18 protein-coding genes are annotated in these 21,605 nt (G+C 69.0%); 11 read left to right on the top strand and 7 right to left on the bottom strand.

Translation table 11 applies throughout. The annotated features are described in order from the left end of the window. Positions 1–14: 14 nt before the first annotated feature. Both D1648_RS03035 and D1648_RS03030 read right to left on the bottom strand, forming a co-directional pair. The gene (locus D1648_RS03035) at positions 15–1,880 is read right to left on the bottom strand and encodes a beta-galactosidase family protein (protein WP_122939327.1); all 1,866 of its coding nucleotides are present in this window, start codon (positions 1,878–1,880) and stop codon (positions 15–17) included. Positions 1,881–2,063: 183 nt separating this feature from the next. Beyond that, entirely contained in the window at positions 2,064–2,453 is a 390-nt protein-coding gene (locus D1648_RS03030; RefSeq protein ID WP_122939326.1) for a hypothetical protein, read from the bottom strand. 156 nt (positions 2,454–2,609) lie between these two features. On the opposite strand from D1648_RS03030, the gene D1648_RS03025 reads away from it, so the two are divergent. Genes D1648_RS03025 through D1648_RS03015 form a run of 3 tightly spaced genes read left to right on the top strand, consistent with a single transcriptional unit; the run spans position 2,610 to position 4,689 of the window. Next, positions 2,610–3,437 carry a WXG100 family type VII secretion target gene (locus D1648_RS03025; protein ID WP_126281970.1) on the top strand — a complete coding sequence of 276 codons (828 nt, stop codon included), beginning with the start codon at positions 2,610–2,612 and terminating at the stop codon, positions 3,435–3,437. Positions 3,438–3,478: 41 nt separating this feature from the next. Continuing rightward, entirely contained in the window at positions 3,479–3,976 is a 498-nt protein-coding gene (locus D1648_RS03020; protein WP_122939324.1) for a hypothetical protein, read from the top strand. Then, positions 3,973–4,689, top strand: coding sequence for a hypothetical protein (locus tag D1648_RS03015; protein ID WP_122939323.1), 717 nt, complete (start codon positions 3,973–3,975; stop codon positions 4,687–4,689). The genes D1648_RS03020 and D1648_RS03015 overlap by 4 nt, the downstream gene beginning before the upstream one ends. A 34-nt stretch (positions 4,690–4,723) precedes the next feature. Here D1648_RS03015 and D1648_RS03010 read toward each other — a convergent pair whose 3' ends face one another. Together D1648_RS03010 and D1648_RS03005 are read right to left on the bottom strand one after the other, a co-directional pair. After that, positions 4,724–6,136, bottom strand: coding sequence for a serpin family protein (locus tag D1648_RS03010; RefSeq protein WP_241155332.1), 1,413 nt, complete (start codon positions 6,134–6,136; stop codon positions 4,724–4,726). Positions 6,137–6,216: 80 nt separating this feature from the next. Beyond that, the gene (locus tag D1648_RS03005; RefSeq protein WP_241155331.1) at positions 6,217–7,269 is read right to left on the bottom strand and encodes a serpin family protein; all 1,053 of its coding nucleotides are present in this window, start codon (positions 7,267–7,269) and stop codon (positions 6,217–6,219) included. Positions 7,270–7,598: 329 nt separating this feature from the next. Between D1648_RS03005 and D1648_RS03000 the strand changes: the two genes are divergently transcribed. Genes D1648_RS03000 through D1648_RS02980 form a run of 5 tightly spaced genes read left to right on the top strand, consistent with a single transcriptional unit; the run spans position 7,599 to position 14,139 of the window. Then, positions 7,599–8,948 (top strand): extracellular solute-binding protein, encoded by a 1,350-nt coding sequence (locus D1648_RS03000; protein WP_122939322.1) that lies wholly within the window; start codon positions 7,599–7,601, stop codon positions 8,946–8,948. Between the two features lie 5 nt (positions 8,949–8,953). Continuing rightward, positions 8,954–10,366 carry a carbohydrate ABC transporter permease gene (locus D1648_RS02995; protein ID WP_122939321.1) on the top strand — a complete coding sequence of 471 codons (1,413 nt, stop codon included), beginning with the start codon at positions 8,954–8,956 and terminating at the stop codon, positions 10,364–10,366. Next, positions 10,356–11,273 (top strand): sugar ABC transporter permease, encoded by a 918-nt coding sequence (locus D1648_RS02990; RefSeq protein ID WP_122939320.1) that lies wholly within the window; start codon positions 10,356–10,358, stop codon positions 11,271–11,273. Before D1648_RS02995 ends, D1648_RS02990 begins: the two co-directional genes overlap by 11 nt. Beyond that, entirely contained in the window at positions 11,270–12,469 is a 1,200-nt protein-coding gene (locus D1648_RS02985) for a glycosyl hydrolase 53 family protein (protein ID WP_122939319.1), read from the top strand. The genes D1648_RS02990 and D1648_RS02985 overlap by 4 nt, the downstream gene beginning before the upstream one ends. Continuing rightward, entirely contained in the window at positions 12,466–14,139 is a 1,674-nt protein-coding gene (locus D1648_RS02980) for a glycosyl hydrolase 53 family protein (RefSeq protein ID WP_122939318.1), read from the top strand. Before D1648_RS02985 ends, D1648_RS02980 begins: the two co-directional genes overlap by 4 nt. Before the next feature lie 323 nt (positions 14,140–14,462). Here the strand turns inward: D1648_RS02980 and D1648_RS02975 are convergent, their stop codons facing one another. The 3 genes from D1648_RS02975 to D1648_RS02965 are packed head-to-tail and all read right to left on the bottom strand — an operon-like array spanning position 14,463 to position 17,586. Continuing rightward, positions 14,463–15,404: a carbohydrate ABC transporter permease gene (locus tag D1648_RS02975; protein WP_122939317.1), complete on the bottom strand. Its 942-nt coding sequence runs from the start codon at positions 15,402–15,404 to the stop codon at positions 14,463–14,465. Then, the gene (locus D1648_RS02970; protein ID WP_122939316.1) at positions 15,401–16,285 is read right to left on the bottom strand and encodes a carbohydrate ABC transporter permease; all 885 of its coding nucleotides are present in this window, start codon (positions 16,283–16,285) and stop codon (positions 15,401–15,403) included. Before D1648_RS02970 ends, D1648_RS02975 begins: the two co-directional genes overlap by 4 nt. Beyond that, entirely contained in the window at positions 16,282–17,586 is a 1,305-nt protein-coding gene (locus D1648_RS02965) for an ABC transporter substrate-binding protein (RefSeq protein WP_241155330.1), read from the bottom strand. Before D1648_RS02965 ends, D1648_RS02970 begins: the two co-directional genes overlap by 4 nt. 401 nt (positions 17,587–17,987) lie before the next feature. Between D1648_RS02965 and D1648_RS02960 the strand changes: the two genes are divergently transcribed. Genes D1648_RS02960 through D1648_RS02950 form a run of 3 tightly spaced genes read left to right on the top strand, consistent with a single transcriptional unit; the run spans position 17,988 to position 21,597 of the window. Beyond that, on the top strand, positions 17,988–19,685 hold the full coding sequence (locus D1648_RS02960; protein ID WP_122939314.1) for a sodium:solute symporter family protein: 1,698 nt from the start codon (positions 17,988–17,990) through the stop codon (positions 19,683–19,685). Positions 19,686–19,707: 22 nt separating this feature from the next. Beyond that, positions 19,708–20,037 carry a hypothetical protein gene (locus D1648_RS02955; protein WP_122939313.1) on the top strand — a complete coding sequence of 110 codons (330 nt, stop codon included), beginning with the start codon at positions 19,708–19,710 and terminating at the stop codon, positions 20,035–20,037. Between the two features lie 51 nt (positions 20,038–20,088). Next, the gene (locus tag D1648_RS02950; protein ID WP_122939312.1) at positions 20,089–21,597 is read left to right on the top strand and encodes a S10 family peptidase; all 1,509 of its coding nucleotides are present in this window, start codon (positions 20,089–20,091) and stop codon (positions 21,595–21,597) included. Positions 21,598–21,605: the final 8 nt, after the last annotated feature.

Raw genomic sequence — 21,605 nt, 5'->3', positions numbered from 1 at the left:
TCCGCCCCCTGCGCTCAGCCGGCCCCGCGCCCGAAGCGGTGCTCCTCGGCGAGCGCGAGCCGCGCGGGGATCTTCTCGAGATCGAGCAGGAGCACCTCGTTGCGACCCTCGCGCACCAGCGGCGCGGGCACGTAGAGGGTCTGCTGGGGGCCGATGTCCCAGTAGCGGCCCACGCAGAAGCCGTTGACGTAGGCGACGCCGTGCCCGGCGGCGGAGACGTCCAGGAAGGTGTCGGCCGGCGCGTCGGCGGCGAAGGAGGCGCCGACGAGAACGGGCAGCGCGTCCTCATCGCCGCCTGCCGCGGGGGCGCCCTCGAGCAGCGCCGCGAGCTCCTCCCCCATCTCCTCGAGCGGCCAGGGATCCACCTGCCAGTCGTTGAGGAAGCGGATGGTCTGCCACACCCCTCCGAGGATCCCCTTGCGCTCCCCGAGCCGGGGCCCGAAGTTCACCCGGCCGAGGCTCTCGACGAGCAGGTCCACGCGCACGGTGCGCCGTCCCCCGTCCGGCAGCAGCCGGTCGGCGAACGGGGTCAGCTCGATCGTCGCCGGATCCGTGGGGCGCTGCTCGTTCCCGACCACGCCGGTGGCGCCGACGGGGATCCCATCGACGAAGGCGTAGGCACGGTCGTGCAGGTCGTAGAGCTGCAGCGGCGAGATCTCGAGGCGGCCGTCGCGCTCGGCGGCGGCGATCTCGATCTCTCGCGAGAGGCGCATCATGCCGCGCTCGAGCCCCACGTCCTCGAAGGCGGGCGGGACGGGATGGATCTCGGTGGGGCGGGTGAAGCGCTCGGCGCCCCGAAGGGAGGAGACCTTCTCGATCGCGAGCTCGGCAGAGGGCAGGGTCGCGGGCTCGGCGGCGAGGCCGAGGTGCCGGAGCTGATCATCGAGCGGCGGCAGCTCGCGATGGGCGGCGATCACGTCGCGGAAGGCGCGGAACTTCTCGGTCAGCGCTCCGTTCTCGGCGATCGGGGCGTCGTAGTCGTAGCTGGTGGTGGTGGGCTGGAGGGCGCCGTCGTGGTTGGCGCCGGCGAGCAGACCGAAGTTCGTACCGCCATGGGCCATGTAGAGGTTCACGCTCATGCGGCGGGAGAGCATGTCGGAGAGCTCGGCGGCCGCATCGAGGCCGGTGCGCTCGTGGTGCGCCTCGCCCCAGTGGTCGAACCAGCCGTTCCAGAACTCCATGCACATCTGGGGCTGCGCAGGCAGCTCCTCCTCGGCCATGGCGAGCACCTCGAGCGTGCGGGAGCCGAAGTTCACGGTCGCGAGCGCCCCCTCGACCGTGCCGCCGGTCAGCCACATGCGGGCAGGCCCGTCGGAGGTGACCAGCAGCTCCTCGATGCCGCGCGCGATGAGGCCGTCGCGCAGGTGGGCGAGATAGGCCGTGTCGTCGCCGAAGCTGCCGTACTCGTTCTCGACCTGCACCATCACCACGTTCCCCCCGCGGGCGGCCTGGCGTGCGGCGATCACGGGGATCAGCTCGTCGAACCAGGCGTCGACGTGGGCGAGATAGGCCGGGTCGCGGTGGCGCAGGCGCAGGTTCCGGTCGGCGAGCAGCCAGCCCGGGAAGCCGCCGTTCTCCCATTCGGCGCAGATGTAGGGGCCAGGGCGCACGATCGCGTCGAGCCCCTCCTCGGCGGCGAGGTCGAGGAAGCGGCCCAGGTCCGAGAACCCCTCGAAGGTGGTCTGCCCCGGCGCCGGCTGGTGGATGTTCCAGGCGACGTACGTCTCCACGGTGTTGCAGCCCATCGCGACCAGGCGGCGCAGGCGGTCGCGCCACTGCTCGGGATGGACGCGGAAGTAGTGGATCGCGCCGGAGATCACCAGGTGCGGCTCCCCGTGGCGGAGGAAGCCGTCGGGAGTAGGCGTGAGCGCTGCGGACATCGTCGTCGATCCTCTCGGCGGTGAAACGGTTTGCGCCAGTGTGTCAGCCGACGCGCGCGGGCGCGAACCGGCCTGCCCGCCGGTTGTTCCTGCCGACCCGGACCGTCGACGGGCCCCGTCGTCCCTCGCGAAGGAGAGCAGGCTCATCTGCACCGTCCACGGGCCCGCAGATGGACGGCACCTTCAGATCTGGCCGGTCAGGAACGCGCGCATGCGTGCCTCACGTCCGTCGCGCAGGCGGCGCGCCCATCCCGGGTACAGGAAGCCCGGCAGCGGCAGCGGCGCGATCAAGAAGTACAGGGCGGGGACCGCCAGCACCACCATCCCCGCGATCGCCAGCAGACGGAGCACGGTCCACTGGTGGGGCGCGGCGGCCAGAGCGACGCAGACCAGCAGCGCCCCGACCGTCGGCAGGCCGAGCAGCACCACCCTCTCTGCCATCCAGTTCTCCGACAGCGGGTTCATCCAGCCGCGCAGCACAGCCGGTCGCCCTGTGCGCAGCCACAGGGCGACCCCGAGGAGCAGCAGGCCGATCAGCGCCAGGGAGAGGGAGACCAGGAGTCGTTCCGACATGACCGACATCCTCGCAGAGGACTGCGCCCACCGCACCGCACCGGCAGCGCACCCGCACCGGGCACCGGGCATGGGCAGTCCTCCCCATCGACGACCGCCCCGGCCGCAGGGAAGATGGGCTGGCGACGACTCACAGGGGTGACGATGTTCTACGGGATGGATACCGCGCAGGGCGAGGACTTCGCGCAGCTGATGGCCCAGCGCCGCGAGGATCTGGCCGGGAGGACCGAGCAGCTGGGCAGCACGATCCGCTCACTCGGCAGCGCCTGGATCGGGCCGGACGCCGACAGCTTCCGCGACCGGTGGGACGCGTTGCAGAACGGCCCGATCGACAACGCGCTCGAGCAGCTCATGGAGCTCGCGCGCGCTCTCTCCGCCGAGGCGCAGGAGCAGGACGTCACCTCGGCCGCCGACGCGCTCTCCGCCTTCGCCGAGAAGTTCGACGATCTCTTCCGGTTCGGGGACTTCTCCCTGCGTAACCTCCTCCCGAACCCCAACGACTGGGAGGACTGGGTCGGCATGGGCCTCAGCGGCCTCGTCGACGGCGTCAGCGGCGCCTACTCGGGGCTCGCGAAGTTCCTGACATCCCCTCGCACCCTGGCGACGTTCATGCTCGTCGGCGGCGACGACCTGGTGAACTCGATGAGGGGAGCCGCGGGTGCGGCCTCGAAGTTCTCCAAAGCACTCGGCCCCGTCGGCGCGGTCGTCACCAGCGGCTTCGCTGCGTGGGACCGCTGGGAACAGGACTCCGCGGACCCGAGCCTGAGCACCGGCGAGCGCATCGGACGCGCCGCCGTCGACGGCGGCGCCAATGCACTCGGCGGGGGACTCGGAGCGTGGGGCGGCGCCGCGGGCGGGGCCGCGCTGGGCACCATGATCTGTCCCGGCGTCGGAACCGTCATCGGCGGTGCTGTGGGCGGCATCCTCGGCGGGCTCGGAGGGAGCAGCGCCGCCAACGGTATCGTCGACTGGGTCCTGGGATGAGGCCCGGAGACGTCACAGCACGAGGGCGAGGCAGGAGCGGCATGGACCTGGAACGCATCTCCGTCACGACGACGACGGCTCCCGGCGTCGCTGTCGACGTCGACATCCCCGGTACCTGGGAGGTCGAGCGTCGAGACTGCGCCCCCACGCTCGTCGCGAAGCTCTCCGCCGAGGAGGCCGGCCCGTTCGCCGACAACATCGTCGTCACCCTGGAGCCGCTCCCGTCCGAGACCCCGCGGGACCTCGAAGCGATCACCGCGATCTCCCGCGCGCAGCAGCACGCGTCCGTCCCCGACCTGCACCTCCTCGAGGATCGGCCGGCGGCCGTCGGCGGACTGCGCGGGCATTCCCGAGCCCTGCTGCAGACCGCCCCTCCCGGCCTGACGGTGATCACCCGGCAGGTGTTCGCCCTCGCGGGAGACACCTTGGTGACCCTCGCCCTCACCTCGTTCCCATTCCGGGATCGCGAGAGCTCCGCGCTCATGGAGCAGATCCTCGACACCCTCAGCATCCGACTCGACGTGGAGGATCTCGCGTGATCGCCTTCGACCCCGCCACCGCATCCTTCCGAGGTCCCAGCGCCTCGCTCGACCACCTGATCAGCGCCCTCTCGACCGACGACGAGCTCTCCGCAGTGCTCGCCGCCCACGCCTCCGGCATCGCAGCGGACCCGACGATGGACGGGATTCGCGGGGCACTGACGGCACCGCTGTTCCGCGTCGGGATCACCGTCTCGGGTCCCGGTGCACAGCAGCACCACGACCTCCTCGTCGGCGCGAACGGCGTCGGTGTGCGTCGCAGCCCGCTGAAGGACGGCCTCGCTGAGCTGACCGCTTATCCGATCGGAACCCTCCCCGGCGGGATGACCCGGCTCGTCCGTTTCCTGCCGGGCACCGCACCCACCCCGGAGCAGGGACCGATCCGGGTCCCGCAGGAGCAGCTGGTCCGGCTCACGGACCCCGACGCCGCCACGCGCGTCGCGGCCTGGTCGGGCCTCGACCCCCTGATCGGCGACGTCCTCGGGCCCGCCGCCGACGACTCGTGGCAGATCGTCGAGGCCCGCAGCTCTTGGACGTCGCTCGACGAGGAGCCCGGCGAGGACCTCGTGGTGCAGATCCGGCGTGCGGAGCATCATCTCCTCATCGAGGAGGAGAACGGCTCGGCCTCTCTGCGCCCGGTCACCTCGCTCCGTGCGTGGGAGGAGTTCATCCGGGTGCTCCCGGAGCATGATGAGGTGGGCGCTCCTCGGTGAGGGGCCTCGGCTCGACTCTCCGTACAGCCCGTCCTCACCGCGCCTGCGTCGGATCCCCGATCCAGCCGGCGACCAGCGGCGCACGGGTCGTGCGCTCGTAGGCCACGAAGAGGAACGGCCGGTCCAGGACGAGCTGCTTCGGCTCGGCCGGGGCCGCGGTCGTGTCGACCATCGCCGCGGTGGCGGCCGCGGCCTCCATGCCCTCCTCGTCGACCGTGATCACGGCCTTCTGCAGGATCTCGGTGATCGTCAGGTCCTCCTCGGCGGTGATGCCGGAGAGGTCCGCCGTCTCGGAGAACACCTCGGTCATGCCGAGGCCCTCGAGCACCTCCACCAGCGAGGAGTCCCAGGCGATGTCGAAGGGCGGCACGGCGAGGTCGACCTGTTCCGAGGAGTCCTCGAGCCCGTCGAGCAGCCCGCCGAGGCCCGCCGCGGGCGTGCCCGCGACCTCAGCCCAGGCGTCCATCGTCTCGCCGATGCTCCCGGCCGGCTGGATCAGCGCGAGGGCGAGCTCGCCGCCGGCGGCCTCGAGCGCGGTGGCGCGGCACACCGAGTCCTCGAACCAGGCGGAGCTGCTGCCGTGGAGCAGCTCGACGGAGAGCTCTTCGCCCTCGTCCGTGGTGAAGGTGCCGCCGCGGCGCTCGAGCGGGCTGGGCCAGGCGGCCTTCAGATGCAGGGCGTTCACGAGCACGGCGCGGGTGCGATCGGAGAGCGCCTGCTCGGGCACGAGGTCCTCGATGAGGTCGTTCGTCTGCTCGGCCACCCAGTCGTTGATCCGCTCCCGGCCCTTCTCCCGCGCGGCCTCGTCGGTGAAGTCGACCTCGAACACGCCGCTGCCGAACCATTCCGCGAGGCCGTCGAGGAAGCCCTGCTCGACGGCCATGCCCTCCTGCAGCCAGGTGCTGCTGACGAGGGAGGCGACGGCGGGCTCCGGCCCCTCGGGGTCGTCCTCCTCCCGGGCCGCGTCCCCCACGGCGGCGAGCACCGCGGAGAGCGTGTTGGCGGTGGTGGCGAGCTCGTCGACGGTGCCGCCGAGCACCTCCTCCATCTGGGCGAGGGTGTCTCCCGCGGCGCCCAGCGCGGCCATGGTCAGCACGGTCTGCGCCGAGAGCGGGGAGCAGACGGCGTTGACGTCGCCGCGGCCGATGCCGGCGAGCAGGTGGGCGGTGAAGGGGACGACGCGCCGGCCGAGCCCGCCCACCTCGCCGGGCCTCCGGCGCGGCAGCTCGGCCACGAGGTCGGGCTCCATGTCGTCGCCGACGATCCCCTCAAGCGCGCCGCAGCCCGACAGCCCGGCCCCGGCCAGGGGCAGCGCCGCCGCCGCGGCGAGCACCGAGCGGCGGCGCGGGGCCACGGCGAGACCGGCAGCGGCCGGGGGCCGGGCGGGAGCGGCGGCCCGGGCGGAGGCGACGGGTCGGGCGGAAGCAGGGCCACGGGAGGAATCCATCCCTCCATCCAAGTGCACGTGAGCCGACTCCGCCAGCGGAAGTGGACATCGGGCGGCCCCGGCCCGTGTCGCGGACGGGCTCATGGCGGCACGAGGTGGTGCATATGCCACCTCATGCCGCCATCGGCACCGCCGCTGAAGGCCTCGGTCATGCCGAGCTGCTGCAGCGTGGGAGTGAGCGGGGCACCCCAGCCGACGTCCAGCGCCAGCACACTCAGCCGCGTGCGGGACTCGGACTCCCCGAGCCCGGCGAGCAGCGCCGCGAGGCCGGCATCGGGAGCCTCGGCCGACGTCGCCCAGGCGTCGAGCACCTCGTCGAGGTCGCCGGCGGGCTGAACGAGGGCGAGGGCGAGCTCCTCGCCATAGGTATCCAAGGAGGTGGCGCGACATACCTCGTCCTCATACCAGGTTGTGGTGCCGCCCTCGAGCATCTCGGCGCTGAGCTCCTCGCCGTCGGCGGCGGTGAAGGTGCCACCGCTGCGCGTGAGCTCCTTCGGCCAGGCGGCCTTCAGATGCAGGGCATTGACCAGGACGAGCCGGGTGCTCTTCGACAGCGCCCCCTCGGGGACGATCTCCTCGATGAGGTCGTTCGTGGAATCGGCGACCCAGCCGTTGATCTCGCCACGGGCCTGCTCCCGCGCAGCCTCATCGACGAAATCCGCCTCGAACAGGCCGCTGCCGAACCAGGTGGCGAGGTCCTCCAGGAACGGCTCGCGCACCTCCATCCCCTCCTGCACCCATGTGCCGTTGACCAGGGAGGCGGTCGCCGGTTCGGGCGCCTCCTCCTCCGCGAGCTCGCGTTCCCGGTCGCCGACGGCGGTGAGCACCTGGGCGAGCGTATTGGCGGAGGCGGCGAGCTCGTCCGTGGGGCCGCCGAGCACCTCCTCCATCTGCGCGCGAGTGCTCCCGGCCGCGCCCATCCCGATGATGGCCAGCGCAACCTGCGCCGACAGCGGTGAGCAGACGGCGTTGACGGGTGCCCGGTCGATCGCGGCCAGCAGCGTCGCGGTGAACGGGATGACCAGGTCGCCGGCGTCCCGGGCCGGGCCCACCTCGGCGCGGGGCAGGTCGGCCCGCAGGTCCGGATCTGGGCCGTCACCCCCGCCGCAGGCCGCGAGGCCGAGCGCGGCCAACGGGAATGCTGCCCCAGCAGCCAACAGGTCGCGCCGCCGATGGCGGAGCCGGGCGTGAACATCTCTCATGCGCCCACTCAAGCGCAGGAGGACTGCCGGGACAAGCCGGGCGACCCACTTGCCGGAATCGTTCACAGACACGAAGCGGAAAAACTTCCGCACTGCTGGCCCGACATGAACCTTGACAGGACCACCTAGGGCACCTTTTACTGTAATCGATCACAGTCACTGCATCGATGCGTTGGCTGATCCGGTGGCCCGAGACGGGAGGGGCCGCTTCCCGACAGGCCGCGCAAGGATGCAGGGGCCGCAACAGAAGGAGAGCGACGATGGCGTACTCATCAGGGCATACCGGACACCCCAGCCGGCGGAGCATGATCCTCGGCAGCGCAGCGATCGGGGCCACCGCGGTCACGGCCCTGAGCTCCTGCACTGAAGCCCCCGCCGAGGGCGGGGCGGACGGCGACCTCGAGTGGGACGAGGCCAGCGGGGGCTACGTGATGGAAGAGGAGGTCGCCACCGGCAAGGCGCCCCTGACCCTCTGGGTCGAGTACGAGGAGTACGGCGACGCCATCGTCTCGGCGTTCCAGGATGTCCACCCCGACGTGAAGATCGATGTCGAGATCGTCGCCAAGGTCGATGCGGGCGAGCGCATGGCGCTCGATGGAGAAGCCGGCAGCGGTGCCGATGTCTTCACGCTCCAGTACGACCAGCTCTCCAGCGCCATCGACGCCGGGACGGCCGCACCCATCGGTCAGTACGAGGACGCGCTCACCGAGCGATCCGGCCCGGTGTTCGCCGCCGCCGTCAGCCGTGAAGGCGCCATGCACGGCGTGCCGATCGCGACCGAATCGATCGCGCTGTTCTACAACCGGACCCTCCTGAAGAGCCTCACCGGCTCCGAGGAGCCGGCCACCACCTGGGAAGAGATCACCGACCTCGCGGCGAGCTACAACGACAGCGCCGCAAACACCTGGACGATCCGATTCCTCGCTGGAGAGATGTACTACGCCTATCCGGTGCTGTCCTCTCTCGGCTGGCGGCTCTATCCCGACGGGGACCTGGAGGACCCTCAACTCGATTCCTCCGAGCTGACCGCCGGCCTCGAGTACTTCGCGAGCCTGCGGGACATCTGGGACGTGAACTCGGCTGACGCGACCTACGACTCCGTCGAGAACGAGTTCGCCAAGGGTGAGACGCCATACGTCATCACCGGCCCCTGGGCCTTCGGTGACTTCGACCCTGCCGCCGAGAGCCTCGGCTTCGAGTACGGGGTCACCACGCTGCCCACCGCCGCGGACGGCGGCGCTGCGCTCTCCCTGGCCGGCCTGTCGGTCGCCGTGGTCTCCGGCTACACCCCCTACCCGGCCGCAGCCCGCGTCCTCGCCGATTTCATGGCCTCCGACGCCGGCGCCGAGGCGCTCTACTCCTCCATCGGGGCGGTTCCCGCACTGACCCCGGAGCTCTCCTCGAGCATCGAGGGACTCGCCGACGACGAGCACGCCCAGGGGGTTCTCGCACAGTCCCAGAACTCCGATCTCGTCGAAGAGATCCCCGCGTACATGTACACGGTGGGCAATGCGCTCGTCACCCAGGTCTGGGACGGCATCCTCGAGGTCGGAGACGCACAGAGCCAAGCGCAAACCGACTACCAGAACCTCTCGAGTCTCGGGGAGTAGGCCCCATGACACACACGCTCGCGAAGAGGGAAGCGCCGCCGTCGGCTCCGGAGCGACCTGCACCGCAGCAGTCGTCCGCGTGGGCGGCAGGGCTGGCCTCCGCACTCCTGTGGGGAAGCGGACAGGCCATGAACCGCCAGTACGCCAAGGGGCTCATCTTCCTCACTCTCATGGTGGCGACGGTCGCGACAGAGCTGGTGACCGGCTACTACGGCAATCTGACCAGCTACAGCTTCAGGAGGAACGGCGGGTTCTTCCTCCGGGGGCTGTGGGGCCTGATCACACTGGGCACCGAGCCGCGGTCGACGGGCCTGACAGGCCTGACCGGCGGCGACCACTCGATCGTCCTGATGGTCAACGGCTTGATCGCTCTGCTCACCCTGCTCGTGATCGCCGCGCTCTATGCCTGGAACGTCATCGACGCGGTGCGTACGCGGCGCATCCTCATTCGAACGGGGACCGCACCCACCTCGCGCGAGTACTTCACGGCTCTGTGGCAGTCGTCGTACGCATACATCGTGCTGTCGCCGCTTCTGGCGCTGCTGCTGTTCGTGAGCGCTCTGCCGATCATCTTCGGCATCCTCATCGCCTTTACGAATTACAACCGCGACAACCTGCCTCCGTTGTCGCTCGTCGACTGGGTCGGCCTGTCGAACTTCACGGCCATCTTCTCCATCAAAGCCTGGTCAGGCACCTTTCTCGGTGTGCTCACATGGACCGTCGTCTGGGCGTTCATCGCAACTGTGACGACATATCTCTTCGGATTCATCCAAGCGGTCATCCTCAACAGCTCGCGTGTCCGGTACCCACGGTTCTGGAGGAGTATCTACATCCTGCCGTGGGCCGTGCCGGCGATGATCTCCGCACTCGTCTTCCGATCGATGTTCAACGGACAGTTCGGACCGATCAACCAGATCCTGCTCGACTGGGGCCTGATCGACCAGCGCATCTATTGGTTCACGGACCCCAGCAACGCCTTGCTCGCTCGGGTCATGGCGCTGCTCGTGAACCTCTGGCTCGGCTTCCCGTACTTCATGGCGCTCATCGGCGGCGCACTGACCAACATCGACAAGAACTACTACGAGGCAGCAGTGCTCGACGGCGCATCGTCGTCGCAGATCCTGCGCCGGATCACCTTCCCGATCATCTATCGGGCGACCGCCCCGCTGGCCGTGCTCGCGTTCGTCGCGAACTTCAACAACTTCGGAGTCATCTACTTCCTCACCGAGGGTGGACCCGCAAATTCGAACTACCAATTCGCGGGAAGCACGGACCTCCTCATCACCTGGTTGTTCACACTGACCGTCGACAACCGCCTGTACAACATCGGTGCGGTCATGTCGATCGTCATCTTCGTCCTGGTAGGCACCTTCTCCCTGTGGAACCTCAAGAGATCGAGGGCATTCGATGAGCTCTGACATCATCGGCACCACCCGCCCATCCGGTGCCGGTCGCACCGCACGCGCCGGCGGCTCTGCGCGCAGCACCGGTACCGCCGTGCTCTGGGACAGGGCGAAGACGATCCTCATCCACATCGAGCTCGCCGTGCTCGCGGTCGTCGTCATCTACCCGCTGGTGTGGGTCGTCGGGGCGTCCTTCGGAGCGACCGGTGGGCTCGCCCAAGCCTCCGCAATCCCCTCGGACCCCTCACTGGGGAACTACGTCCGACTCCTCACCGCAACCGATTTTCCACGGTGGTATCTGAATTCGCTCATCGTCGCGACGAGCAACATGGTCCTCAGCGTCGTCATATCGGCGCTCAGCGCCTACATCTTCTCCCGGCTGCGCTTTCGCGGTCGAACGTTCGCACTGACGTCGATGCTGATACTGCAGATCTTCCCTGCATTCCTCAGCGCCATCGCCGTCTACATGCTGTTCCTGAACTTCGGCCTGCTCGACAGCCTCACGGGGCTGATCGTCGCGAGCCTTGCCGCACAGCTTCCCTATAACACGTGGCTGCTCAAAGGGTACGTCGACGGCATCTCCACGAGCTTCGACGAAGCGGCACTCATCGACGGTGCCTCGCGGACACGGATCTTCACCCACATCATCCTCCCTCTCATGAAACCGATGCTGACCTTCGTCGCGATCACCCAGTTCGCCGTGCCATGGATGGACTTCATTCTCCCGAAACTGCTGATCAGCAGCCCTCAGCACAAGACCATCGCCATCGGCCTGTTCGAGATGATCGCCGACGAGACCCGCAACGAGTTCACCACCTTCGCCGCCGGGGCCGTCCTGGTCGCGGTGCCCATCACCATCTTGTACGTCGTGCTTCAGAAGCACCTGATCAGCGGCCTCACGGCCGGAGGGGAGAAGGGATGATCCTTCAGATCCGCGGCGCAGACGCGTCGATGACCGAAGAGCTCGAGGAGCTCGGCGCCGTGTTCTCCCACCGAGACCGGACTTCCGATGATCCATTCACGATCATGGCAGCCGAAGGAGCGACACTCTCGCGTCTACGCCTGTGGGTCGACCCCTACGACGAGGACGGTGCCCCGTATCTCGGTGGCACGAACGATCTCGAGCGGACCATCCGGCTTGCCCGCCGTTCCCGGGAGGCGGGGCTCGATGTCATGCTCGACCTCCACTACAGCGACTTCTGGACCGACCCGAAGAAGCAGCGTCTCCCCCGCGCCTGGTCAGAGCTGGACGAGAGCGATCTCGCCGGCGCCGTCGAGGACTACACGCTCATGGTCATGCGCCGCTTCGCCGACGAGGGGATCGAGGTCGCCTACGTCCAGGTCGGCAACGAGATCACCAACGGGATGCTCTGGCCCGTCGGCCGCACGCCCCGCTACCTCTTCGAGGAGAGGCGATTCGAGGACGTGGACCCGGACGAGCGCAGACGACAGTTCGACACCCTCTCCTGCCTTCTCGCAGCAGGAGCACGGGCGGTCCGTGCCGAGTCACCGGATACCCGCATCATCCTCCACCTCGACTTCGGCGGGGCGGCAGACCTCTACCGCGGCTGGTTCGATGAGATCACCGCACGCGGAGTCGACTTCGACGTGATCGGCCTGTCCTACTACCCGATCTGGCACGGAACCCTCGACGATCTCGGGCGGAACCTCGCCTCCCTGGTCGAACGCTTCGGGAAAGACCTGTGCGTCGTCGAGACCGCCTATGCGCATCGACCCGACACTGCCGACGGCGCCTTTGCGATCTTCGACGCGGAGTCCGCCGTGAACCTCGGGTACCCCGCAACTGTCGATGGACAACGGCACTTCCTCGAGGACCTGAGCACAACGCTCGCAGGAGTGCCTGACCATCGCGGACTCGGTTTCGTGTATTGGGAACCGGCGTGGATCCCGATCGAGGGCACCAGCTGGGCGAGCCGAGCGGGCATGGAGTACGGCGACGACGTGGCAGAGCCCGGGAACAACTGGTCGAACCAGGCGCTGTTCGACGAGGACGGCCGAGCACTCGACTCGTGGGCGGCGTTCCGCCATGAGACGCCCGCGGCACGGGGCCGCGGCGGCCCGCAGCGAGAGCTGCGGCAGGAAGGAGATGAACGATGACGTTCTCGAACGATGCGATACGGAAACCCACACGGCGCACAGTCGTCCTCGGAACTGCAGGGCTCGTCGCTGCAGGCTTCGGACTCGGTGCCATCGGTCCGGCCGAGCAGGCCCGTGCGGCCGGCGGCGAGCTCATCATGGGAGGCGATCTCGGCATGCTCGCCGAGGTCGAAGAACGCGGCGGGGTCTTCTCCGACGGCGGGATCGTCACGGATCCCGTCGCGCTCATGGCAGCCTCGGGAATGAACCTTGCACGCCTTCGACTCTGGGTCGACCCGTACACAGCGGCGGGTGAGCCGTACGGCGGCGGGACCAACGACCTGTTCGCGACGATCGCGATGGCTCGACGGGCGAAAGCTCACGGAATGCGGATTCTGCTCGACATCCACCTGAGCGACTGGTGGGCGGACCCGGGAACGCAGACCAAGCCGAAGGCCTGGCGATCCCTGTCCTACACCGATCTCGTCGATACCGTCCACGACTACACCGAAGACGTGATCGGGCAGATGCGATCGGCCGGCGTGCTCCCCGACATGGTGCAGATGGGGAACGAGACGACCGCCGGCATCCTGTGGGACGACGGGAAGGTCGGCGCCGGCAATCCGGACTTCTCCCAGCTCGCCGAGCTGCTCCGATCCGGGATCGACGGGGTCCGCGGTGCGCTCGGGCCCGGCGAGAGTGTCGAGATCATCCTCCACCTCGACCATGGAGGGGACAACGCGCTATACCGATGGTGGTTCGACGGCATCGTGGCCGAGAACGTGGATTTCGATGTCATCGGGCTCTCCTACTACCCGTTTTGGCACGGGACCATGGGCGAACTCGCCGACAACCTCAATGACATCAGCGAGCGATACGACAAGGACGTCCTCGTCGTCGAAACCGCCTACGCCTGGACCCTCGAGGACGGGGACGGTCTCGGGAACTCGTTCTACACCGCCGAGGAGGAGGATGGCGGATACCCGGCCACCGTCGCAGGGCAGACCGCATTCCTCCGGGACCTGCGCGATATCGTGCTCGCAGTCCCCGACGGCCGCGGCCGAGGTCTCGTCTGGTGGGAGCCCACCTGGCTCCCCGTCGACGGCGCCCATTGGGGGTCGGAGGCCGGGAAGGCCGACAACGATGACCCCGGCACGCTGTCGAACCCCTGGGACAACCAGACGCTGTTCGACTGGGACGGCGAGGCGCTCAGCACGCTCTCGGTATTCGGCGAGCTTCCGCGAGAAAATCACGTGGTCAACGGCGGATTCGAGGCTGACGGATACACCAACAGCCCGAGCGGCTGGGGCGTCTGGGCCGAGGACCCGAACGACCTGGACGCCATCTTCACCCAAGATCCCGCTGTCGTCGGCTCATACAAACTCACACACTGGAAGGCTACGGCCCACACGGTGTCGACGTTCCAGATCGTCGAGGGGCTATCTCACGGCACTCACCAGGTGTCGGCGTGGGTGCTGAACAGCGGAGGGCAGGAGGCTGCGTACATGTACGTCAAGGGACATGGCGCGCCCGAGGCCCGAGCCGACCTTCCCGTGTCCTCGAGCTCGTGGATCCGCGTCGCGCTCGAGGTGAGCGTGACGACTGGGCAGCTGGAGCTCGGCTTCTACTCGGAGGCCGCAGCGGATCAGTGGATCAACGTCGACGACGTCCGTGTCGTCGAAACCTACTGAGAGCCGGCAAGGCCTTGGTCGGGTACTGGCGCCAGCGCGACATGTATGCCGTTTACGGCGTAATGGTCGCTGTGACGCCCGTACCCGGCCAAACGAACCCAGCCCGCCGAGCGGGCGAGGCCGACAGGCCCACCGCACCAGCGCGGCACACCTGATCACCAAGGCTCCCCGCACAGAGCGATGGTCGGATACTGGCGCCAGCGCGACCTGTATGCCATATATGGCGCAGCGGTCGCTGTGACGCCCGTGCCCGACCAAACGAGCCCGGCCTGCCGAACGGGCGAGGCCGACGGGCGCGGCGGCACCCGCCGAGCCGGCCCAGCTCAGCCCTTGACGGAGCCCTCGGTGAGGCCGCCGCGCCAGAAGCGCTGCAGCACCAGGATGAGGATCGCCAGCGGGATCACCGACAGCAGCGCGCCGCCGGTGGTGAGCTGGTAGAACTCCGGCAGACGGTCCGTCTGGGCCCGCCAGTTGTCCAGGCCCAGCGTGATCGGGTACAGCTCCTCGTCGGCGAGCATCACCAGCGGGAGCATGTAGTTGTTCCAGATCGCGACGAACTGGAACAGCAGGATCGTCACGATCGCGGGGACCAGCTGCGGCAGGGACAGGCGGTGGAAGAGGCCGATCTCCCCCACGCCGTCGAGCCGTCCCGCCTCGAGCATGTCGTCCGGCACCGCGGCGCCGGCATAGATCGAGGCGAGGAACAGACCGAAGGGGCTCACCAGCGACGGGATCAGCACCGCCCAGTAGGTGTTGGTGATCCCGATCGAGGAGAACAGGAAGAACAGCGGCAGGGCCACGGCGGTGCCGGGCACGAGCACGCCGCCGAGCACCAGCCCGTAGACCAGGCCCCGGCCCCGGAAGCGGTACTTGGCCAGGGCGTACCCGGCGGCGACCGCGAAGTAGGTCGCCAGCACCGAGCCGACTCCGGAGTACAGCAGCGAGTTCAAGGCCCAGCGGGGGAAGATCCCACCGTTGGCGCTGAAGACGGCCTTGATGTTCTCCCACAGCTGGAAGGTCTCGCCGAACCAGAAGCCGCTGGTGCCGAAGAGGTCCTCGGTGGACTTGGTGGCGTTGACGACCACCCAGTACACCGGCACCAGGAAGTACACCGCGACGATCGCGAGGATCGCGGTGACGATGATCGTGGTGGTGGGCTTCCGGCCCGCGTCGCGGGTGCCGGCGCGGCCGTCGCCCCGGGCGGCCTTGGCGGCATTCCCGAGCGGCTTGGCGCGGTGCGTGGGGGCGTTGTCGGTGGTGCTCATCGACGCTTCTCCATCCAGTTCGAGATGCCCAGCGCGACGGCCGAGAGCAGGAAGGCCGCGACCGCGATGATCACGGACTGCGCCGCGGCCATGCCGATGTCGTTGTACTGGAACGCGAAGGCATAGGCGGACATGTTCGGCGTGTACTCCGAGGTGATCCCCGCGCTCATGGTCTGCAGCAGGCGCGGCTCGGCGAACAGCTGCAGGGTGCCGATGATCGAGAAGATGATCGTGAGCATGAGGGCCGGGCGGATCAGCGGCAGCTGGATCGAGGTCGCCACCCGGAAGGAGCTCGCGCCGTCGATCTTCGCGGCCTCGTAGAGCTCGCCGGGGATCGACTTCAGCTGCGCGATGATGATCAGCATGTTGTAGCCGGTGTAGGTCCAGGTGACGATGTTCGCGATGGACCACAGCACCATGTTCGGGCCGAGGAAGTCGATGTCGATGCCGACGACCTCGAGCACGTCCACGATCGGGGAGAGCCCCGGGATGTACAGGAACGACCACAGGATCGTGGCGATGACGCCGGGGATGCCGTAGGGCAGGAAGTAGGTGGCGCGGAAGAAGCCGGGCCACTTCGCCGAGGCGCTCTCGAGCAGCAGGGCCAGGATCGTGGCGGCCACGATCATCACGGTCACCTGCACCACGCCGAACAGGATCATGCGCCCGATCGACTGCAGGAAGTTGACGTTGGTCAGCGCGGCGACGTAGTTGTCCAGGCCCGCGAAGGCGCTGTTCACGCCGGCCTCGCCGAGGAGGCCTAGACGCTCGACGCGCGTGAAGCTGTAGCCGATCGCCATGATGATCGGGACGATCATCGTCCCGATGAACAGCACCAGGAAGGGTGCCAGCAGCAGCCAGGGGGCGCTCTTGCCCTTCATCGTGCCTCCTCCGCGTTCAGACCGATGGTGCGCATGATCTCGACGATCTCCTCCTGCGCGCTGGCGAACATGTCCGCGAGCGGGACGTCGCCGGTCACGGCGGCGGTCATGCCGTCGCCGATGATCGCCTGGGCGCGCTGCATCAGCGGGGCCCAGGTCCAGTCGAGGTTCTGCCCCTCGGCCATCGGCACGATGACCTCCTCGTTGTAGTTCTGGCCGGAGAAGAACTCGCTGGGCTGCTGGCGGATCTCACCGATGTAGTCGGCGGCGGGCGACCAGCCGATGCCGGAGTGCTCGATCATCGCGTCGATGCCGGCGGGGTCGGTGCACATCCAGGTGAGGAACTCGAGCGCCTCGGCGGGATGCGCGGAGTTCGCGAGGATCGCGGCCGCGGAGCCGCCGTGGCCGCCGGAGGCGTAGCCGTCGGGCCAGGTGGGCATCGGCGCGACGGCCCACTTCCCGGAGCCGCCCGGCACGGTCTCGTTCAATGCGTCGGACCACGACCCGCTGATCGAGGCGAGCACGTTCCCGTCGGCCGCCGCGGCGTACCACGGGGTGGTGTAGGAGCCGTAGCCGGTGCCGACCAGGCCGTCGGCGAAGATGCCGTCCCAGAAGTCGGCCACCCGCATCGAGGCGTCATCGGTCATGTCCACGATCCAGCCGTCGCCCTCGGGCCGGAACCAGACGGCGCCGGACTGCATGACCCAGCCGATGGGATGGGAGCCGTCGGAGGGGTCGAGGCTGATGAGCTGCTTGCCGGCCTCGGAGACGATGCCCGCGGTCTCGCGGAACTCGTCCCAGGTGGCGGGGAAGGACAGGCCCAGCTCGTCCTCGAGCACCTCGCGGTTGTAGAAGCTCGCCATGGGGCCGGTGTCCTGCGGCACGCCCCAGATGTTCTCGCCGACCTTGGCCTGGCTGATCGCACCGGGGTCGAAGGCGGGCTCCTCCTCGTCGAAGCCGTAGCGGCTGAGGTTCACCAGCGCGCCGGCGAGCGCGAACTCGGGGATCTGACGCAGCTCGACCTGGGCGATGTCGGGGCCGCCGCCTGCGGCCACGGCGGAGAGGATCTTCGCATAGCCGCCGGAGTTCCCGCCGGGGATCCAGGTGGCGTCGACCTGGATGCGGTCCTGGGACTCGTTGAAGACGTCGCAGACCTTCTGCAGGTCCTTCAGCCAGGCCCAGTAGCTGAGACGGACCTTGCCGTCGACCGCCGGGATGGTGGGCTCGGCGTTGACCTCACCGGGGTTCGGCGGGGCGCAGGCGGCGAGCCCGGCCGTGAGCGCCGCGCCTCCTCCGATCAATGCCGATCGTCGTGACAAGCGGGGGATCATCGCAGGTCATCACTCCTCATCCTTGAGAGCACCGCGGTCGCGGGCGTGACGTGCCCGGGGGCACACCCTAATCGTGAACGTTCACGGCCCGTTTGTCCACCTCGCGCCGAGAGCGGCGCGCGATCACCCGTGCGGGCGACCCGCGCACGCCGAGGATGTCGCATCGACTACCAATGGTCAACATCAGCCGACGGCCGCCTCGACGTGGCTCCCCTCACCCTCGACCCGGCGTTCCCCTACCCCGCTGCGGTCCCCTCCGATACCCGGTGGTAGCGTCATCGCCCGGCGCCACGGCGGCGCCCCTCCTCCGCCCGCGCGCCCCCTTCCCGGGGTCGTCGCGGCATGCCCTCCCGCCCCAAGGACACATCCCCATGGTCGACATCCGCCTCGACGCGCAGTGGATCGACTACGCGATCATCGCGCTGTACTTCGCCTTCGTGCTCGGCGTGGGCTGGTACGCCAAGCGCGGCGTCTCCACCTCGATCGAGTTCTTCCTCTCCGGCCGCTCCCTGCCCGCCTGGGTCACCGGCCTCGCCTTCGTCTCCGCGAACCTCGGCGCGGTCGAGATCATGGGCATGTCCGCCACCGGCGCCCAGTACGGCATGCCGACCATGCACTACTTCTGGGTCGGCGCGATCCCCGCCATGCTGTTCCTCGGCGTGGTGATGATGCCCTTCTACTACGGCTCGAAGGTGCGCAGCGTCCCCGAGTTCATGCGCATGCGCTTCGGCACCGGCGCGCACCTGGTCAACGCCCTCTCCTTCGCGGTCGCGCAGCTGCTGATCGCGGGCGTGAACCTCTCGCTGCTGGCCACGATCGTGAACCGCCTGCTGGGCTGGCCGATGTGGGTGGGCCTCGTGCTCGCCGCCGCGTTCGTGCTCTTCTACATCACCGTCGGCGGGCTCTCCGCCGCGATCTACAACGAGGTGCTGCAGTTCTTCGTGATCGTCGCGGCGCTGCTGCCGCTCACCCTGATCGGCCTGCACCGGGTGGGCGGCTGGTCCGGGATGAAGGAGCGGATCGCCGGGGACGGGATGCTCGGCGATGAGCAGCTGCACTCCTGGCCGGGCCAGGCCCTCTCCGGCTTCGACAGCCCCGTGCTGTCCGTGGTCGGGATCGTGTTCGGGCTCGGCTTCGTGCTCTCCTTCGGCTACTGGACGACGAACTTCGTCGAGGTGCAGCGCGCGATGGCGAGCAAGTCCATCACGGCCGCTCGGATGACCCCGATCATCGGCGCCTTCCCGAAGATGTTCATCCCCTTCATCGTCATCATCCCCGGCATGATCGCCGCGGTGCTGGTGGGCGAGTTGGCCGAGTTCAAGCAGCTCGAGAGCTCGGGCGACGCCGCCGGCGCCGCTGCGACCGGCGTGGACTACAACGACGCGCTGCTGCTGCTGATGCGGGACGTGCTGCCCAACGGCCTCCTCGGCGTCGCCATCGCGGGCCTGCTGGCCGCGTTCATGGCCGGCATGGCCGCGAACATCTCCGCCTTCAACACGGTGGTCAGCTACGACCTGTACCAGCAGTACGTGAAGAAGGACGCGCCCGACGCCCACTACACCGCCGTGGGCCGCATCGCGACGGCGGCGGCCTGCATCATCGCGATCTTCACCGCGCTGATCGCCGGGCAGTTCTCCAACCTGATGGACTACCTGCAGACCCTGTTCGGGTTCTTCAACGCGCCGCTGTTCGCGACCTTCATCCTGGGCATGTTCTGGAAGCGGATGACCCCGGCGGCGGGCTGGACGGGCCTGGTCGCCGGCACCCTCGCCGCGGTCGCACTGTGGAGCTCCTCGACCTTCTTCGGCCTCTTCGAGCTGCCCGGCCAGGGCCTCGCCTTCGTCAGCGCCGCGACCGCCTTCGTGGTCGACATCGTGGTCTCCGTGGTGGTCACGCAGTTCACCGCCCCGAAGCCCGCCCATGAGCTGAAGGGCCTGGTCTACTCGGAGACGCCGAAGGCCGACCTCGTCGACCACGACGAGAAGGAGCTGGCCTTCTGGCGCCGTCCGGTCCCGATGGCGGGCATCGCCCTGGTGCTCGTGATCATCCTGAACATCGCATTCGCGTGAGCGCGGACGGAGGAGAGAAACGATGAGCACTCCCGAGGAGAGCACCCCCACCGGCGGCGCCGACGTCCCGGCCGACGCGACCGTGCAGACCGCCGGCGCCTTCGACATCCGCAACTTCATCGGCACCCTGCTGGGCCTGTTCGGCGTGGTGCTGGTGATCATGGGCCTGGTCGCCTTCACGCCCGAGGAGGCGGCGAAGACCGAGGGCCTGAACGCGAACCTGTGGGCGGGCCTGGCGATGCTGGTCGTCGGCATCCTGTTCATGGTCTGGACGAAGGTCGACCCGATCCGGATGGTGGTGCGGGACAACGAGCCCGGCGCCGAGGACCCCCACGACATCGCCGCGCTCTGAGGCACCCCGCGTAGCATCGTCGGCGACGCCGGATCCGACGAAGGAGCACGTGTGAACGACCAGTCCCCCGCCGACGCCCCCAGCACCTCCCCCAGCCCGGGCGCGACGAGCACCCCCGAGGACCGCCTGGTCACGACCGTGCACAGCCTCGCCCTGCCGGACGGGCCGCTGAACTACACGGCCACGACCGGCACCGTGGTGCTGCGGGAGGAGCCGGACGGCGAGGAGTACGGCCGCGGCGCCGCGCATGCGGAGCTGTTCTCCGTCTCCTACATCGCCACCTCCGCCGCGGAGGAGCCCCGCCCGGTGGTCTTCGCCTTCAACGGCGGGCCCGGCGCGTCGACGGTGTGGCTGCACCTGGGCCTGCTGGGCCCGCGCCGCGTCGACTCCGGGGACGCGGGTGCCCCCGCCGCTCCCCCGCACCGGCTGCTCGACAACCACGAGACGATCCTGCGCGAGGCGGACCTCGTGGTGGTCGACGCGATGACCACCGGCTACTCGCGCCCCGCGCCGGGGCAGAAGCCGGATCGCCACCACGGGCTCACCGCGGACCGCGACCTCATCGCGGCCTTCATCATCGACTGGCTGACCCGTCACCAGCGCTGGACCTCTCCGATCCACCTCGCGGGCGAGTCCTACGGCACCACGCGCGCCTCCGCGGTCGCGGCACGGCTCATGGACCGCTACTACGTGGCCGTCGCCGGGATCGTGCTGATCTCCCCGGTGCTGGACTTCGGCACCATCGTGTTCTCCCCCGGCAACGACCGCCCCTATCTCCACTACCTGCCCACCTACGCGGCGATCGCGCACGCCCACGGCAAGCACGAGGACCGGCTGCTGCAGGACGTGGTCGACGAGGCGGAGGCCTTCGCCGAGCAGGAGTACCCGGCGCTGCTCGCGGCCGGGCTGCGCCTGGACCCGGCGCAGAAGCAGGAGGCCGCCGCCCGGATCGGCGCGCTCATCGGCGTGGACCCCGAATGGGTCGAGCGCGCCGACCTGCGCGTGGAGCACATGGCCTTCCTCGCCGAGCTGCTGCGCGAGGAGGGCCTGATCACCGGGCGGATCGACGGCCGCTTCACCGCGCCCGCCGGGGACGGCAACGCGGCGCGGATGGAGACCGACCCGTCGATCGACCAGCTCGCCCCGAGCTACACCGCGACGATCAACCAGTACCTGGGCGGGGAGCTGGAGTTCTCCGCCGACGTGGTCTACGAGATCATGTCCGGCCGGGTGCACCCCTGGAGCTACAAGGACTTCGAGAACCGCTCGGTCGAGGTCGCCACGGACCTCGCCCGGGTGCTGCGGAAGTCCCCGCACACACGGGTGCTGGTCTCCCACGGCTATCACGACGCGGCCACGCCCTTCCATGCGAGCGAGCACGTGCTGGCCCAGCTCGCGATCCCGCGCGAGGACTACAGCGAGCGGATCCGGGTGGAGTACTACGAGGCCGGGCACATGATGTACTGCCACGAGCCGAGCCGCGTGGAGCTCTCCCAGCACCTGCGGGAGTTCGTCGCCGGGGACGACATCGCCGGGGACGAGGCCGTCGACGGCGCCTGAGCGTCGAC

It is taken from the genome of Brachybacterium sp. EE-P12, from assembly GCF_003711805.1.
Taxonomy (GTDB): domain Bacteria; phylum Actinomycetota; class Actinomycetes; order Actinomycetales; family Dermabacteraceae; genus Brachybacterium.
The sequence above is the reverse complement of the archived record's forward strand: the minus strand, read 5'-3'. Positions and strand labels throughout refer to the sequence as shown.

Coding starts and splice junctions, on each gene's coding strand:
- D1648_RS02955 (WP_122939313.1), top strand. CDS start 19,708: ATGAGCACTCCCGAGGAGAGCACCCCCACCGGCGGCGCCGACGTCCCG.
- D1648_RS03000 (WP_122939322.1), top strand. CDS start 7,599: ATGGCGTACTCATCAGGGCATACCGGACACCCCAGCCGGCGGAGCATG.
- D1648_RS02970 (WP_122939316.1), bottom strand. CDS start 16,285: ATGAAGGGCAAGAGCGCCCCCTGGCTGCTGCTGGCACCCTTCCTGGTG.
- D1648_RS02975 (WP_122939317.1), bottom strand. CDS start 15,404: ATGAGCACCACCGACAACGCCCCCACGCACCGCGCCAAGCCGCTCGGG.
- D1648_RS02960 (WP_122939314.1), top strand. CDS start 17,988: ATGGTCGACATCCGCCTCGACGCGCAGTGGATCGACTACGCGATCATC.
- D1648_RS03030 (WP_122939326.1), bottom strand. CDS start 2,453: ATGTCGGAACGACTCCTGGTCTCCCTCTCCCTGGCGCTGATCGGCCTG.
- D1648_RS02990 (WP_122939320.1), top strand. CDS start 10,356: ATGAGCTCTGACATCATCGGCACCACCCGCCCATCCGGTGCCGGTCGC.
- D1648_RS02985 (WP_122939319.1), top strand. CDS start 11,270: ATGATCCTTCAGATCCGCGGCGCAGACGCGTCGATGACCGAAGAGCTC.
- D1648_RS03035 (WP_122939327.1), bottom strand. CDS start 1,880: ATGTCCGCAGCGCTCACGCCTACTCCCGACGGCTTCCTCCGCCACGGG.
- D1648_RS03020 (WP_122939324.1), top strand. CDS start 3,479: ATGGACCTGGAACGCATCTCCGTCACGACGACGACGGCTCCCGGCGTC.
- D1648_RS02980 (WP_122939318.1), top strand. CDS start 12,466: ATGACGTTCTCGAACGATGCGATACGGAAACCCACACGGCGCACAGTC.
- D1648_RS03010 (WP_241155332.1), bottom strand. CDS start 6,136: ATGGATTCCTCCCGTGGCCCTGCTTCCGCCCGACCCGTCGCCTCCGCC.
- D1648_RS03025 (WP_126281970.1), top strand. CDS start 2,610: ATGGATACCGCGCAGGGCGAGGACTTCGCGCAGCTGATGGCCCAGCGC.
- D1648_RS02995 (WP_122939321.1), top strand. CDS start 8,954: ATGACACACACGCTCGCGAAGAGGGAAGCGCCGCCGTCGGCTCCGGAG.